This is a genomic window from Hoeflea sp. CAU 1731 (assembly GCF_039888615.1).
GTDB lineage: Bacteria > Pseudomonadota > Alphaproteobacteria > Rhizobiales > Rhizobiaceae > Flavimaribacter.
Map to the genome: position 1 here is coordinate 39,093 of NZ_JBDQQS010000016.1, position 14,308 is coordinate 53,400.

A 14,308-nucleotide genomic window follows, 5' to 3' on the forward strand; every position below is an offset into this window, starting at 1 on the left:
TCATGTCCCACGAGCTGTTTCTCGCCGCGCGCGATGCAATGACCAAGTGCTATGCGCGCTACTCGGACTTCCCCGTAGGCGCGGCTATCCGCGCCGAGGATGGAAAAATCTATTCCGGCGCGAATGTCGAAATCGCCTCCTTCCCTGAAGGGTGGTGCGCCGAAACGACCGCCATCGGCCACATGATCATGGGCGGCGCGCGCAAAATTACGGAAGTCGCGGTGATCGCGGAAAAGATGGTCGCCTGCACGCCCTGCGGCGGATGCCGTCAACGGCTTGCCGAATTCTCCGGGTCGGAAACGCCTGTGCATCTCTGCGACGCCAACGGCGTCGTCAAGACGGTCACCATGGCTGAATTGCTGCCGCTGGCCTTCGATGGCGGCGACCTCTGATCATGCCCGCCGCCGCAACGATACGCTCCCGCATCGGGAGCCTTGAACCGAAGACAGCAATCGTGCTCGGTTCCGGCCTCGGCAAACTCGCCGAACGGGTCAGCGATCCGGTTCGGATCCCCTATGGCGATCTTGATGGTTTTCCTGGTTCAGGCGTCTCAGGACATGCGGCGGAACTCGTCGCCGGCGTCATGGGCGCTTGCCCCCTCATCATGCTGTCAGGCCGCGCCCACTATTACGAGCATGGCGACGCGTCGGCCATGCGCGCGCCGCTTGAGACGCTGCACGACCTCGGCGTCGAAAAGCTGTTTCTGACGAACGCCGCCGGATCATTGCATCCCGAGATGCCGGCCGGTTCGGTCATGCAGATCACCGATCACATCAATTTCTCGGGCTCCAACCCGCTTTTTGGCGAAAAGAGCGATCGACGCTTCGTAGGTCTGACGAACGCCTACGATGCGGACATGCGCGCTGCCATGGACGCCGCAGCCGAACAGTGTGGGCATTTTCTGCATCGCGGCGTCTACATGTGGTTTTCCGGTCCGAGCTTCGAAACGCCGGCTGAAATCCGCATGGCCCGAACGATCGGAGCTGACGCTGTCGGCATGTCGACCGTGCCGGAAGTCATTCTCGCGCGCTTCCTCGGCATGCGGGTCGCCGCGGCATCCGTCATCACCAATCTTGCAGCCGGCATGAGCGGCGACGAACTGTCCCATCAGGAAACCAAGGATATGGCGCCCATCGGAGGCGCCCGTCTGGCCGACATCCTGTTCGAGACAGTTCAGACGCTGGTCTGATAACGTAAGGCGCCCCATCACAGGAGCTCGAGGACGCAATGGCGTTTCTGCCCCAGGAAATCATTCGCAGGAAACGGGACCGGCAGACGCTTGAGCCCGGCGAGATCGGCGAGTTCATTCAAGGCGTGACCGATGACCGGGTCAGCGAGGGCCAGATAGCAGCGTTCGCCATGGCCGTTTTCCTCAATGGCATGACGCGCGACGAGGTCGTCGCGCTGACGCTCGCCATGCGGGATTCCGGCGACGTTCTGGCCTGGCCCGGGATAGACAGACCGATCGCCGACAAACATTCGACCGGCGGGGTCGGCGACAATGTCTCCTTGATGCTCGCGCCGATCGTCGCGGCCTGTGGGCTCGCTGTGCCGATGATCTCGGGCCGGGGTCTGGGTCATACGGGCGGCACCCTGGACAAGATGGAATCGATACCTGGTTACTCGGTGACGCCGGACAATGATCTTTTCCGGCGCGTCGTGACCGATATCGGCTGTGCGATTATCGGACAAACCGGAGACCTGGCGCCGGCCGATCGCCGCGTATACGGCGTGCGGGACGTGACCGCGACGGTCGAATCGATCCCTTTGATCACCGCGTCGATCCTGTCGAAAAAACTTGCCGCGGGGCTTCAAACCCTGGTGCTCGACGTCAAGACCGGCAGCGGCGCCTTCATGGGCGCGGACGACGACGCCCGCAGTCTGGCGCGAAGCCTTGTCGAGGTTGCGAATGGCGCCGGGCTGGCGACGGTCGCCCTGGTGACCGACATGAATGAGCCGCTCGCGAGCGCGGCGGGCAATGCCGTCGAGGTGCGCAACGCAGTCGATTTCCTCACCGGCGCGCATCGCGACGGCAGACTGGAGCAAGTGGTTCTGGCGCTTGCCGCAGAGATGCTGTTGTCATCCGGCGTGGCCAGCTCGGCGGAAGCCGCTGACAAGCAGGCGATGGAGGTGCTGGCGTCCGGACAGGCCGCCGAACGATTCGGTCGCATGGCGGCGGCTCTCGGAGGTCCGACCGACTTTATCGAGCAAAGCAGTTCCTATCTGCCTGAGGCGCCCATTATCCGTGACGTCGTGGTTAGCGCAGGGGGCCATGTCGCCCTGGTCGACACCCGCGGCGTCGGGCTCGGCGTCGTCGCGCTCGGAGGCGGCCGCACGCGCCCGCAAGACGATGTCGATCACGCCGTCGGATATTCGGATCTTGCGCCAGTCGGCGCCGTCCTCGAACCGGGCGACCGTATCGGCCGGGTTCACGCCCGCTCGCAAGATGACGCCGACGCCGCGGCTGCGACCCTTCTTGGATGCTATGAAATTGCGCAAAATCCGCCGTCCACGCGACCGGTCATACTCGATCGCATTACGGCCTATGGTGACAAAACAAGCATGTCGTTTTCCACACGGTAGGAGCGGAGCCGCTTCAGATAGCTCATGCCGATCAGCGTATGGGCCAGGCTGTCGTCTGCGATGACCACGGCCTGTACGTCCCTGACGCGAATGGGTCCGAGGTCTATGCGATTGAGCACTACAGGGGCGACGGCGATTGCGCCATTGGCGGTCTGTACCCGGTGTGTGAAATCCGCCGGTTTCAGCCTCACACCCAGTTTTCTCGCCATGGTCTCATTGATTGCAACCGCCGTGGCGCCGGTGTCGATCAGACCGTCCACCTTGCGTCCATTGATCTTGAATTCCGCCGTGAAATGACCGGCGCGGTCGGCGTCGATCCGAACCGTACGGCTTGCGGCGGGCGTTCGCTCGACCGCCGCAAGATCGACGGTTTTTTCTCCGGCGCTTCTGTCGGAAAGCAGCGAAGGAACAGCCAGGGAAAAGCCGATCGCAAGGGCGGCGAATACGAGCACCCGGTGCATGGTCGATCTCCGTTCGAGTATCGCCATGCTATAGCCAACGCCGCCTAATGCGTCCTGAATTCCCGAATTTCAGCGCGATTCACTGAATTCTTGGTAAGCAGCGGGTAAAGACCGTCACTTTGTTCCGTACATGCGATCGCCCGCGTCGCCGAGGCCCGGAACGATGTAGCCAAGCTCGTTCAGGTGGCTGTCGATGGCGGCCGTAAAGACCGGCACGTCCGGATGCGCTTCGCAAAACGCCTTGAGGCCTTCCGGCGCTGCAAGCAAACACAGGAAACGAAGGTTGTGGGAACCCCGCTCCTTGAGTTTCTGGATCGCGGCGATAGCGGAATTGGCGGTGGCGAGCATCGGATCGACGACGATGACGAGGCGATCGCTGATGTCGTCGGGCGCCTTGAAGTAATATTCGATCGCCTCCAGCGTGTCGTGGTCGCGATAGAGGCCGACATGCGCGACGCGAGCAGAAGGCACGAGCTCCAGCATGCCTTCAAGCAACCCGTTGCCGGCGCGGAGAATGGAGGCGAAAACCAGCTTCTTGCCAGCGAGAACAGGGGCGTTCATCTTCGAAAGCGGTGTTTCGATCTCTTCCTCTGTCAGCTCCAGCTCCCGTGTCACCTCATAGCACAACAGCGTCGAAATCTCGCGCAACAGGCGGCGGAAGCTGGCCGTTGATGTGTCCTTCTTGCGCATGATCGTCAGCTTGTGCTGGACGAGGGGATGATCGATGACAGTGACGCCGTGCATCTCGCAGTCTCCTTGTTGTCGGCGCAGCCCGAAAGGCGGCCGCCAGGCCATATTGCCGGTCGAAGTTGCGTGCAGCAACTCCACACAAGCCTCAAAGTCAAGTCTGCGGAGATCTGTTCACAGCTTTGGAGGACGCTTCGTTCACAGAAAGCTTGCGCCATGGCGTCCCGGCGGCAAGCCGAGATGGGCGGCTATGGATTCACCGATATCGGCGAAAGTGTCCCGGACTCCAGCGGAGCCTTGTGTGATGCCGGGACCGAAACACAGCACAGGAACGCGTTCGCGCGTATGATCGCTGCCGCGCCATGTCGGATCGCAACCATGATCGGCGGTGACCAGGATCAGATCGTTGGGCCGCAATTTGCGGGCTATCTCGGGCAGTCGCCGATCGAAGGCCTCAAGCGCCGCCGCATAGCCTGCGACGTCGCGCCGGTGTCCGTATAGCGTGTCGAAATCGACGAAATTCGTGAACACGATGCTGCCGTCGCGCGCATCGTCCATGGCCTTCATCGTTGCGTCGAACAACGCCATGTTGCCATTGGCCTTGCGCACTTCGCTTATTCCCTGATGCGCGAAAATATCGCCGATCTTCCCGACGGCGATGACCGAAAGTCCGGCCCTTGTGGCGCGGTCAAGCAATGTCGGTTCGGGCGGCGGCACCGAAAAGTCCCGGCGATTGCCCGTGCGTTCGAAAGTCGCCGCGGTTTCTCCCGTGAACGGACGCGCGATGACCCTGCCGATATTCAACGGATCCAGCAGTTCCCGAACGATCTCGCAGAGCCTGTAAAGCCGTTCGAGCCCGAAATGTTTTTCATGCGCAGCAATCTGAAACACGCTATCGGCGGACGTATAGAAGATCGGCTTTCCTGTTCGGATATGTTCTTCGCCGAACATTTCGATAATGACGGTTCCGGAAGCATGGCGGTCGCCGAGACTGCCGGGCAGGACCGCCCGTTCATGGATCAGGTCGAGAAGATCCTGCGGAAAGCTGTTTTCAGCGTCAGGGAAGTAACCCCAGTCGTAAGCAACTGGCACGCCGGCGATTTCCCAGTGGCCCGATGGCGTATCCTTGCCGTTCGAGACTTCGCTGGCGCACGCATAGAGTCCGATGGGTCGTGACGCCGAGCCCACGCCCGCCGGAACCGAACCGCAGGCCATTCTCGCCGCCTGCGCCAGACCGAGCGACGCCAGATTCGGAAGTTGAAGCGGTCCCTTGCGAAGGCCCTCCCGGTTGGCGAGGCCCGCCGCGCAATACTCGGCGATATGTCCAAGCGTATTCGAACCGGCGTCGCCGAATGCTTCCGCGTCCGGCGCACCGCCGATACCAAAGGAATCCAGAAGCAGGATGATCGCGCGCGCCATGGATGATTTCGCCCTGGATTGGTTCGTGAAAAGCGGTTTCAGATTGAAACTAAGTCCCCGATAAATCGGGCACAAGCGCTAATCGATAGTGGTCGCATAAAAGGGCGAGGTCAGAACTGTACGTCAACAGTCGCCGCAATCGAGCTGCGAGCCGCGGCGCGGCCGCATATAATAGGTGTCGCGCATGGTCACGGAAGTCTTGTCGGTTCCAAGAAACGGCAGGCTGGTGAGATAATCGTAGGGATTGCTGATCTCCACCCGAACATAATAGGAGTTGGGGATCTTCAGCCCGGCCGGAATGTTAATTTCTGCGCCATCGGTGAAGGCGCGACTGTTGGTCGCGCTCGTCCAGGACCAGTCGATCTTTGCTTTCTTGGATTTGTCTACGGAAATACCCGTATAAACGAGCGTGATGTTCTCGGCGCTGAATGGAGAAAGGATGCTTGCCGCAACATCCGTCATGCCCTTGAGTTCCGACTTCGTGGTCTTCGTGCCTTGCGTGACCAGATCGAGGGTGATGTTGCCTGCCCGCGCCACCTTGGTGTCGACCGTCATCCCGACGCTGATTTCGAGGGACGCAATATAGATTCCCATCAGAACCGGGACGAGAAACGCGAATTCGATCGATCCGACGCCGGAACGGTCCTTCAGGAGTTGACGCAGCTTGATTGCGCATTTTGCGGGCGCCTCCGTACATCCGTTGATTTTGGAAAGCAGAGATCCGGTCATCGGTCATACGCCTCGTTGCGGAATGCGGTCGTGGCCACCATCAGGTAATATTGGGGCAAGGATCCGTCGGTGGTGTCGATGTTGCTGAGATACGGTCGTATGAGGTCGGTCATGACCTGCCATTTGAAATAGGCCCTCATAATATTGACCGATGAGGCCGCGCCGGGCGTAAAATCGAAATCCGACGTATCGAGGTCGCCGCCCTTGGCGTTGCCGACTCGCGGCACGCCAATCGGAATATTGTCGAAATTGTCAAAGCTGCGCACGTCGAGAAACAATCTGGTGCCGAAAGTTCCCTTGCAGTCGATCATCAGGGAAACATTCTCGCAGAAAAGCAGCTTGAATTCGTCTTCCGTGACATCTGTCAACTCACCGGTATTGAACGTGATCTCTCCGGTTCTGAGCTGCCGACCGATTTTGTCGACGCCGTAGTTGAGAAGCTGTTCCGCGCCGAAAGCGATGAAGGTTTCGATGATGGCGAAAACCATGAGAAAAAATGGAATAGCCAGGATCGAAAATTCGATCGCGCTCGCGCCACTCTCGTCTCGACCCAGGCGCGCCAGAGCTGAGCTTACCATTCCTCTGAAAATTTTGTTAATGAACCGCATGGCTCCCCGCGACGATATTGAATGCCGCAGATCTAGCAGGGTTCGGTTGAATTTCGGTTTCTCGGATATCCGAAAATTCGGCGGTCGCGTTTACAAAGCGTTTACCATGCCGTCGCCTACTCCTCGATCAAGGGCTGACAGGCCGGCGTGCAGGACAGGACTTCGCGTTCGGTCTGCCGGTAGACCTGCAGCGTATTGTAGCTTTCGAGCGAAACCAGAACGCGCTCGTCGACCAGCGCCTGCCCCTGCTCGTCAAGGATGACGATATTCGTCGTGCCGAAACTTTTGCCGGTGAGAATGATGGTTTTTGAATCGGCCACTGCGGCGTCGGCGATGTCCGCATTCCCGATGATCACCTTGCTGACCGGCTGGTCGAGCTTGATAACGCGGGCGTAGTCCACTTCAACCCGGATATTGTCATCGGCGGCGGCTTGAGCAGGCGCGAGGCCCGTGAAAAGCGCCACGAGAATGATGGACCACTTTACCTGCGCGGGCATGACAGCCATGGTTGACTCCGGAGTCTGTTGCAACGATCTCAAAATCACCCCGAATGGTGAATGAAGCTTTAAAGCTGACAAGTGCTTCTATATTTCTCCACAAAATTCTGCTGACGTTGCAGATCAGGACGAAGTACGTGGTCAAAACTTGGAACTTGTCTTTATAATACAGGCGCCATTCAGATGTGGTGCAGCCCATATCCATACGAATAAAGTAGTCTCTGAATAAGTTTCAATTGCAGCAAGTATTTTTAAGTTCGCATTCACCAAGAAGCGCCGAAATGGATTGTAAGGATTTGATAACCTTTTTTGTTAAGCTGATCTCAAATCCTGCCGGATAGCTTTCACGCATCCGATCAGCGGAAAACAAGCTGACGGAAGTGCTGAACAAAACTGTAGAGCAAGGAGCTATCCAATGACCAAACTTTTCGCACGTTTCATGAAAGACGAATCCGGTGCAACTGCTATCGAATACGGCCTGATCGCCGCCCTGATCGCGATCGCCGTTATCGCTGGAGCAAGCGCAGTTGGCGGCAGCGTCGGCGACGTATTCGACTCCGCATCCGAAGAAATGGATGATGCGATCTAAGATCGAAGCTTTTCTTGAAGCCCCGGGCTTTCCTCGAAACGCCCGGGGGTTCATTGCCGGTTTGCCGTGATTGATGCGGCAGGTCGCTGCCGCCGTTCGGACGACCGGACGGCATTTTTTGTTTCATGAACTGAGGAACGGCAGATGCTCAGCGCAGCGCTTATTGTAATCTTTCCCCTGTGTCTCGCCTATGCGGCATTGACGGATATGCTTACAATGAAGATCCCGAACAGGGTGCCTTTGCTGCTGCTCGCTTCCTTTGCGATCATCGCCCCGTTGACCGGAATGGGATGGGCCGACGCGGGAAGCCATCTCCTGGCGGGCGTGATCGTGTTCGCGGCTTGTTTCGGTCTCTTTTCATTCGGCGTCATGGGCGGCGGAGACGCCAAACTGTTGACCGTCGCCGCAATCTGGTTCGGAATGTCGATTGAACTCTTCGCATTCCTCACCAATGTCGCTGTCTTCGGCGGATTGCTGACGCTGGGAATCCTGATCATCCGCGGAAACAAGTATTCACCGATCGTCGGACGATTCGGCATGCTGCAGCATTTGACGGATCCGAAACTGGGTATTCCCTATGGCGTCGCCATCGGCATTGCGGGTCTGCTTGAATATCCCAATACCGAATATTTCCGCTTCGCGGTTTCTCACCTGGTGTAGGAAATACTTCGAAATACGTTGCATCCGACGTATGGCCCTCAGCCGCGATTAACGATGCATTAAGCACATTCGCTACGAATTCATTAACCCTAATTACACCATTAGCCGGCATATTTCGGATCACTGCCAGAAGAGTGTTCCGGAGTATCCTGCATGAAACCCGCACGACTTATCGTTACGATCGTTGCCCTGACCGCCGCGGCGGGGGCGGGCTATCTGGCATGGAATTTCTCAAAAGGCGGTGCGAAGAGCGTCGAAACCCAGAGCGCCGTCAGGGAAGTTAGAACGGATCAGGTTCTGGTCGCCTCGGATAGCCTGCCGATCGGCTCGCGGTTGAACAAGAAAAATCTGTATTGGCAGGAATGGCCCGAAGGCGCGGTTGTTGATGGGTTCATTACCCGCTCCACCCAACGCGACGCGATTGAAAAACTGTCGGGATCGGTTGTTCGCCTTCCGATATTCGCCGGCGAGCCGGTGCGTAGCGAAAAGGTTGTCGATTCGGATACACGCATCATGTCGTCGATCCTGCCGGCTGGAAAACGGGCGGTTTCAACGGAAATTTCGGTCGAAACCGGCGCTGGCGGTTTCATTCTGCCCAACGACCGCGTCGACGTCATCATGGTCCGCGGCAGCGACGACGGCAAGTTCATTACCGAAACAATACTCTCCAATATTCGCGTCCTGGCAATCGACCAGCGAATTCAGGAGGATGAAGATGGCAACAAGACCGCAGTGGGAACAACTGCGACGCTTGAACTGACGCCGGACCAGGCTCGCATCATGTCGGTGGCTCAGCAGATGGCGTCGAGGTTGACACTGGCTTTGCGCAGCGTTGCTGACGGACGCGAACCTGACACCGGAGGGGCGGATCACCTGCTCAGCCGGGAAGGTGGACCGGCCATCCAGCTTATTCGTTCCGGGGCGATCACCAATATTGGCGCAGTGAAGTAATACGGGAGCATCTCGGTGCTAATTTCGAAAAAAGCAGTTGGATCACTCGATCGCCTGAGAAAAGCGCGCAACATGGCGTTGGCGCTTGCGGCGATGACGATTCCGGCTGCCGCTCTGGCGGTTGCGCCGGCAACGGCGGAATCCGACACGATCTCCGTGCGAACAACCGGCGCGACATCCGTCAGGGACGTCAAGCTTGGACTCAACAAGGCGGTTGTCGTTGATCTGCCTGCAGACGCTCATGATATTCTCGTCGCCGATCCCGCCGTGGCTGACGCCGTCACCCGGTCGCAACGCCGCATCTATCTGTTCGGAAAAGCTGTCGGCCAGACAAACGTCTTCGTCTTCGGCGCCAATGGGGAACAGATCGTCAGTCTCAATCTGTCCATTGAACGCGACATCAGTGGTCTGGAGGAACAGATCGCCCGGTTCATTCCGGACTCGGACGTGAAGGTTGAGATCATCAGCGACAACATTGTCCTGACAGGCAGGGTTCGCACGCCCCAGGACGCCTCGCGCGCCGCGCAACTGGCCGAGATTTTCCTGAAAGGCGGCGAAGCGACGACCCGCAACATCACGGCTGTCGGCGGCGCCGGCGAGGGAGGCGCAGCGATTTTCGCCGAACAGCGCCAAAGATCGTTGATCGTAAACCTGCTTGATATCGACGGTGACGACCAGGTCACGCTCAAGGTTACGGTTGCCGAAGTCAGCCGGCAAATCCTCAAGCAGCTCGGTTTCAACACCTATCTCAACAGCGGAACGTCCCAGTTTCAGTCGGTCAATCCGGTTGGCCTTGGCAAAATGCTCAGCAGCACGGTGGCTGCCTTTTCCGGCAATATCGGAAGCGTCGACATCAACGCGTACGTCCGCGCGATGGAGCAGGCGGGCGTGATGAAGACGCTGGCTGAACCGAGCCTTACGGCGATTTCCGGCGAAGCCGCCGATTTCTACGTCGGCGGTGAATTCTGGAGGGTTGTGAGCCAGGCGTTTGATGAGAATGGATCGCCTGTCTATGAAAACGAGGAGACGGAATACGGGATCCGCCTCGAATTCACGCCAGTGGTGCTGTCCGCCGGCCGTATCAGCCTGAAGGTCAGGACGGAAGTGTCTGAACCGACCTTCGAGGGCAGCGTAACGCTCAGCGGCGGCGGGAAACTGGGCGGCATAACCGCCAACGGCATCCGTCGGCGCGAGGCGTCCACAGCCGTCGAACTTCCGTCCGGCGGCTCGATCGTGATCGCCGGCCTGGTCCAGGACAATATCAGACAGGTCATGGGCGGATTGCCAGGAGCGTCAAAGATCCCGGTTCTGGGCACGCTTTTCCGCAGTCGCGACTTCGTGCGCAACGAGACCGAACTGGTGATCATCGCCACGCCCTATCTTGTGCGGCCGGTCGCGCGAAACAAGCTTGCGCGTCCCGATGACAATTTCAACGCCGCCAGCGACGGCGCAGGCAATTTCCTCGGACGGGTCAATCGGGTCTACGGCCAGATGGAAACCGATTTGCCGAAAGGGCGCTACTATGGCGTCGTCGGATTTATCTACAAGTAATCATGGGGTTGGACAGGATCATGCGCCGAAATCAGTATCATCCAACCTCTTCCGGTTTTGTTCTTCTGGCCGCCGTCATGGCGGTTTCGATTTCCGGATGCGCGCGGGTTCACAACATCGAGACAGGATCGGTTCCCGACGATTATCGCACCCGTCACCCGATCATCGTGTCGGAGCAGGAATATGCGGTGGACATCGCCGTCGCCCGGCAGGATCGGCATTTGACGCTTGGCTCCGCAGACGCTGTGCGCGGATTTGCCTCGAACTATCGCGAAACCGCCTCCGGCACGGTACAGATCATGACGCCGGTCGGCTCTCCCAATTCGGCTGCCGCCGCAATCGTCGCCAAACAGGTCCGTTCGGTGATGATCGAGGAGAATGTGCCGGCGGACAGGATCTACATTACGAACTATCAGGCGGAAGCAGCCTATGACGCTGCGCCGATCCGGCTCAGTTTCGTCGGCATCCAGGCGTCCACCAACCAGTGCGGCAAATGGCCAGCCGATCTCGTCTACAACACGACGGAAAACAAGAATTGGGAGAATTTTGGCTGTGCGACGCAGAATAACCTCGCCGCGCAGATTTCGGATCCGTCCGATCTGCTAGCGCCGCGCGGGATGACTCCGATCGACGCCCAGCGCCGCGACAAGGTGTTCGAGAACTACAGAGAATACGGGGCGGCCGCCGCCGCGCCGGACGAATAGACCTGCAGGGGAATGACAACGGCTTGAACCAGCGAGAAAAAGAATGAGCGAGAAAGCCTATATCGAAGACGAGGCGCCAAGCCTTATCGATGGTGCGACGCGTAAACCTGAAGCGGTCGACACGGTTCGGCCGTTGCCGCGCATATCCATTCAGGCCTTCTGCGCGTCGGAAGAGTTAATGTCGGTGTTGCGGCGTTCGGCGGAAGACAGGCGTATGGCGCGGGTCCATATGCGCGTCGTATCCGGCGATATCGCGACGGCCACGGAAACCTTCGCCGCCTCGCCCACGCCAAATCTGGTCCTGATCGAGACGCGTGTAAGCCAGGACCGTCTCATGACTCAGCTTGCCGAACTCGCCGAAGTCTGCGATCCATCGACCAAGGTCGTGCTGATAGGGCACAATAATGACGTGCGGCTTTACCGGGAACTGGTTCGCAGGGGCATATCCGAATATTTGATTGCGCCTGTCACGCTGTCGGACGTGATGATGTGCCTGTCGGCAATCTTCGTCGATCCGGACGCCGAGCCGCTCGGACGCTCCATCGCTTTTGTCGGCGCCAAGGGCGGCGTTGGATCATCGACCATCGCGCACAATTGCGCCTGGACGATCTCCGAGCTGTTCGAGACGGAAACCATTCTCGCCGATATGGATCTTGCTTTCGGAACCGCGAACATAGATTTCGACCAGGATCCGCCGCAGGGAATTGCGGAAGCCGTTTATTCTCCCGAAAGGCTCGACGATGTCTTTCTCGACCGCCTCCTGTCGAAATGCGCGTCCCACCTTTCCATGCTCGCCGCGCCTTCGATGCTAGACCGGACATATGATTTCAGTTCGGGCACATTCGAACAGCTGATGGACGTCATGCAACGCAGCGCGCCGCTCATCGTCCTGGACGTGCCGCATGTATGGACCGACTGGTCGCGCAAGGTATTGTCGGAAGCAGATGACATCGTGGTCGTTGCGGCGCCGGATCTGACCAATCTCAGGAATACGAAAAATCTTGTCGACACGCTGATCAAGCTGCGGCCGAACGATCACGCGCCGCGGTTGATTCTCAATCAGGTCGGCATGCCGAAACGACCGGAAATCGATATTGCGGATTTCTGCGAACCGCTGGAAACGGAGCCGGTCGCCATCATTCCCTTCGACGCGCAGCTTTTCGGCAATGCGCTCAACAGCGGTCGGATGATTTCCGAGACTGATCCCAAAGCGCCTGTTTCGGAAATCATCTCGCAGCTCGCGCATGTTCTGACCGGGCGCGTCGAAATGCGAACGAGCCGGAAGTCGGGTCTCAGTCTTCGCGGTCTGCTCGGTCGGCGCGCCGGGCGCGACTGAGGGAAACAGGTTCTAGAGGAACACCATGTTTGGCAAGCGGGGAACAGAAGGATTTGGCGCAAGGACGACCGACAGGCCTGTCATGCCGCCGCCCCAGCCGACGGAAAGTCGCGACAGGACTGGAGCCGCCAGCGCCGTCCAGAGCGAACCTGCGAGCGTTGCGACGTCAAGCAACACACCCCTCGCCCCCGGCAGCGAACGGCCGGAAAAGCGCCGCGCGCCGGCCAAGTCGCAAAGTTACTACGCCACCAAATCCCAGGTGTTTTCCGCGCTTATCGACACGATAGACCTTTCACAGCTTGCCAAGCTCGATCAGGAGAGCGCGCGAGAAGAAATACGCGATATCGTCAACGATATCATCACCATCAAGAATTTCGCGATGTCGATCTCCGAGCAGGAGGAACTGCTGGAGGATATCTGCAACGATGTTCTCGGCTACGGACCTCTCGAGCCCCTGCTTGCGCGCGACGACATCGCCGACATCATGGTCAATGGATCGGGCCGGACCTTCATCGAGGTCGACGGCAAGGTGGAAGAATCCTCGATCCAGTTTCGAGACGAGAGCCAGCTGCTGTCGATCTGCCAGCGCATTGTCAGCCAGGTTGGGCGCCGCGTCGATGAATCAAGTCCGATATGCGACGCGCGTCTGCCGGATGGGTCTCGCGTCAACGTCATAGCGCCGCCTCTCTCCATCGACGGCACCGCGCTGACCATACGCAAGTTCAAGAAGGACAAGCTGACGCTTGATCAGCTCGTCAATTTCGGTTCGATTACGCCGGAAGGCGCCACGCTCCTGAAGATCATCGGGCGTGTGCGCTGCAATGTCGTCATCTCCGGCGGCACCGGTTCCGGCAAGACGACGCTGCTTAATTGCCTGACGCGTTATATCGACACGGATGAGCGCATTATCACCTGTGAAGACTCCGCCGAACTGCAATTGCAGCAGCCCCATGTCGTGAGGCTGGAGACGCGCCCGCCGAATATCGAAGGCGAAGGCGAGGTGACCATGCGCGACCTGGTCAAGAACTGCCTGCGCATGCGGCCGGAACGGATCATCGTCGGCGAGGTGCGCGGACCCGAGGTTTTTGACCTGCTGCAGGCCATGAACACGGGTCACGACGGGTCCATGGGCACCATCCACTCCAACTCGCCGCGCGAGTGCCTGAGCCGCATGGAATCGATGATCGCCATGGGTGGGTTTTCCCTGCCGGCTAAGACCGTGCGCGAGATCATCACCGGGTCGGTCGATATCATAATCCAGGCGACCCGCCTGCGCGACGGTTCACGCCGCATCACCCACATAACCGAGGTTGTCGGGATGGAAGGCGACGTCGTCATTACGCAGGACATCATGAAATTCGAGATGGAGGGTGAAGACGCGAACGGCCGGATCATGGGCAAGCATTGCTCCACCGGCATCGGAAGGCCGCATTTCTGGGAGCGCGCCCGCTACTATAACGAGGACCGTCGCCTTGCAGAGGCGCTGGACAGCATGGAACGGACCGTCGCCTGATAGCGGGTGATTGAAGAAAA

At 58.9% G+C, this 14,308-nt stretch carries 16 protein-coding genes; 10 read left to right on the plus strand and 6 right to left on the minus strand.

Translation table 11 applies throughout. From position 1 onward, the window contains the following. The first annotated feature begins 2 nt into the window (after window positions 1-2). Genes cdd through deoA form a run of 3 tightly spaced genes read left to right on the plus strand, consistent with a single transcriptional unit; the run spans window position 3 to window position 2,583 of the window. A complete protein-coding gene (gene cdd, locus AAFN47_RS21845) occupies window positions 3-392 on the plus strand; it encodes a cytidine deaminase (RefSeq protein WP_499811384.1) in 390 nt (129 codons plus the stop codon). Between the two features lie 2 nt (window positions 393-394). Next, window positions 395-1,189: a purine-nucleoside phosphorylase gene (locus AAFN47_RS21850; protein ID WP_499811385.1), complete on the plus strand. Its 795-nt coding sequence runs from the start codon at window positions 395-397 to the stop codon at window positions 1,187-1,189. A gap of 38 nt (window positions 1,190-1,227) precedes the next feature. Further along, window positions 1,228-2,583 carry a thymidine phosphorylase gene (gene deoA / locus AAFN47_RS21855; protein ID WP_499811386.1) on the plus strand — a complete coding sequence of 452 codons (1,356 nt, stop codon included), beginning with the start codon at window positions 1,228-1,230 and terminating at the stop codon, window positions 2,581-2,583. On the opposite strand, the gene AAFN47_RS21860 is transcribed toward deoA, so the two are convergent. The 6 genes from AAFN47_RS21860 to AAFN47_RS21885 form a co-directional block, all read right to left on the minus strand. After that, complete coding sequence (locus tag AAFN47_RS21860) at window positions 2,544-3,071, minus strand: retropepsin-like aspartic protease family protein (RefSeq protein ID WP_499811387.1); 528 nt, start codon at window positions 3,069-3,071, stop codon at window positions 2,544-2,546. The genes deoA and AAFN47_RS21860 overlap by 40 nt on opposite strands. 87 nt (window positions 3,072-3,158) lie before the next feature. Beyond that, window positions 3,159-3,788 (minus strand): uracil phosphoribosyltransferase, encoded by a 630-nt coding sequence (upp, locus tag AAFN47_RS21865; protein WP_499811388.1) that lies wholly within the window; start codon window positions 3,786-3,788, stop codon window positions 3,159-3,161. Window positions 3,789-3,929: 141 nt separating this feature from the next. Then, window positions 3,930-5,150 (minus strand): phosphopentomutase, encoded by a 1,221-nt coding sequence (locus AAFN47_RS21870; protein WP_499811389.1) that lies wholly within the window; start codon window positions 5,148-5,150, stop codon window positions 3,930-3,932. Between the two features lie 123 nt (window positions 5,151-5,273). Beyond that, window positions 5,274-5,879, minus strand: coding sequence for a TadE/TadG family type IV pilus assembly protein (locus AAFN47_RS21875; protein WP_499811390.1), 606 nt, complete (start codon window positions 5,877-5,879; stop codon window positions 5,274-5,276). Next, on the minus strand, window positions 5,876-6,457 hold the full coding sequence (locus tag AAFN47_RS21880; RefSeq protein ID WP_499811391.1) for a TadE/TadG family type IV pilus assembly protein: 582 nt from the start codon (window positions 6,455-6,457) through the stop codon (window positions 5,876-5,878). The genes AAFN47_RS21875 and AAFN47_RS21880 overlap by 4 nt, the downstream gene beginning before the upstream one ends. Window positions 6,458-6,603: 146 nt before the next feature. Continuing rightward, window positions 6,604-6,984: a pilus assembly protein N-terminal domain-containing protein gene (locus AAFN47_RS21885; RefSeq protein ID WP_499811460.1), complete on the minus strand. Its 381-nt coding sequence runs from the start codon at window positions 6,982-6,984 to the stop codon at window positions 6,604-6,606. Between the two features lie 415 nt (window positions 6,985-7,399). On the opposite strand from AAFN47_RS21885, the gene AAFN47_RS21890 reads away from it, so the two are divergent. The 7 genes from AAFN47_RS21890 (at window position 7,400) to AAFN47_RS21920 (ending at window position 14,288) form a co-directional block, all read left to right on the plus strand. Continuing rightward, window positions 7,400-7,573 carry a Flp family type IVb pilin gene (locus tag AAFN47_RS21890; protein ID WP_499811392.1) on the plus strand — a complete coding sequence of 58 codons (174 nt, stop codon included), beginning with the start codon at window positions 7,400-7,402 and terminating at the stop codon, window positions 7,571-7,573. Window positions 7,574-7,717: 144 nt separating this feature from the next. Next, on the plus strand, window positions 7,718-8,233 hold the full coding sequence (locus AAFN47_RS21895; protein ID WP_499811393.1) for an A24 family peptidase: 516 nt from the start codon (window positions 7,718-7,720) through the stop codon (window positions 8,231-8,233). A 153-nt stretch (window positions 8,234-8,386) separates the two neighbouring features. After that, window positions 8,387-9,184: a Flp pilus assembly protein CpaB gene (cpaB, locus tag AAFN47_RS21900; protein WP_499811394.1), complete on the plus strand. Its 798-nt coding sequence runs from the start codon at window positions 8,387-8,389 to the stop codon at window positions 9,182-9,184. Window positions 9,185-9,256: 72 nt separating this feature from the next. Further along, the gene (locus AAFN47_RS21905; RefSeq protein ID WP_499811461.1) at window positions 9,257-10,735 is read left to right on the plus strand and encodes a type II and III secretion system protein family protein; all 1,479 of its coding nucleotides are present in this window, start codon (window positions 9,257-9,259) and stop codon (window positions 10,733-10,735) included. Window positions 10,736-10,755: 20 nt separating this feature from the next. Further along, entirely contained in the window at window positions 10,756-11,439 is a 684-nt protein-coding gene (locus AAFN47_RS21910; protein ID WP_499811396.1) for a CpaD family pilus assembly protein, read from the plus strand. A 43-nt stretch (window positions 11,440-11,482) separates the two neighbouring features. Next, entirely contained in the window at window positions 11,483-12,775 is a 1,293-nt protein-coding gene (locus AAFN47_RS21915; RefSeq protein WP_499811397.1) for a CpaE/TadZ family protein, read from the plus strand. Window positions 12,776-12,800: 25 nt separating this feature from the next. Further along, on the plus strand, window positions 12,801-14,288 hold the full coding sequence (locus tag AAFN47_RS21920; protein WP_499811398.1) for a TadA family conjugal transfer-associated ATPase: 1,488 nt from the start codon (window positions 12,801-12,803) through the stop codon (window positions 14,286-14,288). Window positions 14,289-14,308 lie beyond the last annotated feature (20 nt).